Here is a 3,733-nt window from a genome sequence, read left to right on the forward strand (position 1 = left end):
AGGGTGAGATGCATGCGCTCATGGCGGCCGTTCTGCTGCGGCTTGCCAGGAGCAATGCGCTCCGGCGTCACTCCGGCCTTGATCAGGTTCACCGACAAGCGCGACAGGCCGCCCGCACCTCGCGAAGCAAAGGGAGAGCCATTGTCCGACCGCAGGAAGTTAGGCAATCCGAACTCGCGGAAGGCGGCATCGAGCACCGGCCAAACATGGTCAGTGTCGGTGCGGGGCAATGCCTGACAGCGCAGAAGATAGCGGCTGTGGGCATCGGTGATCGTCAGGGGCTCACATCGATCGCCGTCACCCGTCAGGAACCAGCCCTTGAAGTCGATGCACCAGACGTCGTTGGCGGCTTCACATGCGGCAAAGGGCGCGCTCGAAGGCGGGCTGCGACGGCGCAGCTTGCGCCTTACCGTCAACCCTTCGCGATCAAACAGCTCTCCGATCGTGCTCGCCACTGGCCACTCGGTTTTAGGCGCAGCTCGCTCCAGATAAGCTCTCACCTTCACTGGCCCCCAGGTTGGATGCGCCCGCCGGACTTCAAGGCAGCGCTCCGCAATTTCCGGCGCAATCGCCTGCGGATGATGCCGTGGAGCCCGCGAGCGATCGAGCAGGCCGGCTAACCCTTCTTCCTCATACCGCCCCAGCCATTTGTACCCGACCCGGCGGCTCACATTGAACCGCCGGCAGAGGGCAGCAAATGACTCCTCGCCCTTCTCAGCCGCCAACACAAAACGCATCCGCTCGTCCACGGCACAGGTCTCCTTCCAACCCATCGGCAAGGCCCTCCTTGCCGACCAATTGACCTGTTACCCATGTCGCCGGTCTAGACTGTTACCCATGTAGCCGGTCAGGACCACCCCAACCCTCTCCCCGCAAGCGGGGAGAGGGGGAAGAAAGCCAGCACCCTCCACCAAAACAGTGGAGAGTCCTTTGGCGGGGACAGTTCCGGCGTCCAGCCGGAGAGCTTTTCAATTACATAGGTGTCCGTCACAACGCCGCGCCAGCTGCGCGCGACTCCGCCGAGCGGCTCGCGCTTCGCGGGGATTGAAGCCCACAGCGACGAACGGTTGTCGGGCTCGCGCCCGACATAGATGCCGGCGTGGTCCTTGATCCTGTCCATGCCGGGATCGCGGAAATCCTGGAAGCGGCCGCGCTCGTTGAGCTCGATGACGGGCACGCGGCCCCGGAATAGCCAGCGCATCATGGCGTAGGTGCGGTAGTCCGTGGTTGCGATCCAGGTCGCGCCTGTCTCGTCGAGGGCAGCCTGCGCCCTAGCGGCGACCTGCTCGTAGCCGGCCTCGCCGCCGATGGGATCGATCTTGCCGAGCAGATTCCAGGGCGCTACGACGTAGTAGAGGAACACGATGACGACGAAGGCGATGCCCGAGACGATCGCCGTCTTCATCCAGAACAAGCCCGACCGGATCATCCGCGCCGACGGATTCTCACGCGAGAGCGTGACGAGGTTCACGACCGCAGCCACAAAGCCCACCGGCCACATGAACATCGGCCAGGTGTCGCCGACGCGGAGCGTCAGCGACTTGACCAGGAAATAGAGGAACGGCACCAGCACCGCGGTGGACAACAGGATCGCAAGCGGCTCGCGCCTGCGATAGCCGCGCCACGCCGTCATCGCCAGGGCCGACAGCACGACCGGCAACATGACGAAGCCGACGAGGCCCAATTGCAGGCCGATGTAGTCGCCGAACGTCCGCAGCGAGATGCCGTAATTGGTGGTGGCGCGCACGCCCTGGAAGCGGAACGAGGCCCAGTCGTGCTGCACGTTCCAGATCAGCACCGGCGAGAAGGTCGCGAGCGCGATCAGCACGGCGAGATAAGGGTAAGGGCTGCGCAACCAGCGCCAGCGCCAGTCCGGCACCAGCAGGAAGGCGGCAACCGCCGGCGCGAACATGACCACGGTGAATTTCGACAGCATCGCAAGGCCAGCGAACAGGCCGGCTGCGAGCCACCAGCGGCCGTCGCCGCTCTGCGCCAGCCGCACCAGGGACCATATCACCGCCACCGCGAACGGGATCGCGGCGACGTCAGGTGCGACCTTGGCCATCAGAAGGCCGTAATAGAGCGCGGCCTCCGGCATGAGCACGACGGCCACGATCGCACGTACGTCGTGCGTGAGGCGCCGGACGATGTCGGCGAGCAGCAGCTGCGTCACCAGCATCGCGACGATACCGCCGAAGCGGACGCCGAGCGTGGTGTCGCCGAAGATCGCGGTTCCGAAACGGATCAGCCAGGCGATCCCCGGGGGATGATCGAGGAAGCTGAGCGCCGCCTCCTTCGACCAGGTCCAGTAATAGGCTTCATCCGTGCGCAGCTCGAGTGCGGAGGCATAGATGATGCGCAGCGCGGTCATCGCCGCGATGATCAGCAGGGCGACAAGCATGAGACGGCGTTCGGCGCCGTCTGGCTTCTCGGATTTGTCGGGAGCGATCGTCACGGCCGCGCTTTTCCCCGACTTGGGAGGGTGAGTCAATGTTGGGGGGAGGCCCTCTCCCTGTCGTCCCGGGGCGCGACGTAGCCGCGAGCCCGGGACCATAACCACAGGGAGGAGTTTGGCGACGACTCGGAGTTAACGGCCCGTCGCACAACCTCTTCCTGTGGCTGTGGGTCCCGGATCTGTGCGCGCTTTGGGCGCGCTTGTCCGGGACGACAGCGGAGAGGATGGGGAAGATGGTGGTCACGGCGCGCAGGTGCGCGCGTTTGCACACCCTACGATTTCGTAACCTTGCCGCGCATGTGATCGGCCGAGCTGTCCGCCGCGGGAATTAAACGCTAGGCTGGCTGTTCTCCTTGATGAACTGATACAAGCGAATCATGGCCACCGCTCCCGTCCACATGCCCGAACTCGTCCGCGCGACCAGCGTGCGGCAGGTACGGCTCGTTTGCGGAATCATCCTGTTCTCTTACGTGGTCAGCCACTTCCTCAACCATGCGCTCGGCAACATCTCGGTCGACGCCATGGAGGCCGGGGTCTACTACCATACGGCATTCTGGCAGTTCCTGCCCGTCGCGATCGTGTTCTACACGGCGGCGCTCACCCATATGGGCCTCGGCATCTACGCACTGTACCAGCGCCGGCAATTCCGCTGGCGGACGATCGAGCCGCTCCAGCTCCTATTGGGCCTGAGCATTCCCGCCCTCGTCATGGCGCATGTGATCGGCGTGCGGCTCGGCCTCACGCTGTATGGACACCAGAAGCTCTATCCGCAGGAACTCTACCTATTCTTCTCGTCGAACCGTATCTGGACCATGACGATCCTGCTGATCATCGCCTGGATCCACGGCTGCATCGGCATCTACTTCTGGCTTCGCCTGAAACCGTTCTTCGCGCGCGCGGCGCCCTATCTGCTTGCGGCCGCAGTGCTGATCCCGACGCTGTCTCTGCTTGGCGTCTACCAGGGCGGCCGCAGCGTCATGCTGGATGCCGACGACGGCGAATGGCGCACGCACCATCTGACGCGCCGCCAGCTCGGCTCGGTCGCCGAAGCCAATACGCTCGACCGCATCACCTTTGGCCTCACCGCCGGATATTTCGGTTTGCTGGGGCTGGTGCTGGTGGCGCGCGGCGCGCGGGCCTGGCGCGAGCGGCGCGGCGGCATGATCGCGCTGTCCTACGGCAACGGCAAGACGGTGCGGGTGCCAAAGGGCCTCTCCGTGCTGGAGGCGAGCCTGCGCCACAACGTGCCGCATGCCAGCGTCTGCGGCGGCCGCGCCC

Annotated in this window: 2 protein-coding genes and 1 pseudogene; 1 reads left to right on the forward strand and 2 read right to left on the reverse strand. The window is 65.0% G+C overall.

The annotated features are described in order from the left end of the window. Positions 1-749 (reverse strand): helix-turn-helix domain-containing protein (locus A5906_RS32095; RefSeq protein WP_245327024.1); only part of this gene is annotated, 749 nt, incomplete at its 3' end. Between the two features lie 98 nt (positions 750-847). Then, on the reverse strand, positions 848-2,401 hold the full coding sequence (locus tag A5906_RS32100) for a glycosyltransferase family 39 protein (protein ID WP_245327039.1): 1,554 nt from the start codon (positions 2,399-2,401) through the stop codon (positions 848-850). A 431-nt stretch (positions 2,402-2,832) separates the two neighbouring features. Between A5906_RS32100 and A5906_RS45455 the strand changes: the two are divergent. Continuing rightward, positions 2,833-3,733 (forward strand): annotated as a pseudogene (locus A5906_RS45455) (adenylate/guanylate cyclase domain-containing protein); the annotation flags it as partial.

The sequence above is a fragment of the Bradyrhizobium sacchari genome (assembly GCF_002068095.1).
GTDB classification, from domain to species: domain Bacteria; phylum Pseudomonadota; class Alphaproteobacteria; order Rhizobiales; family Xanthobacteraceae; genus Bradyrhizobium; species Bradyrhizobium sacchari.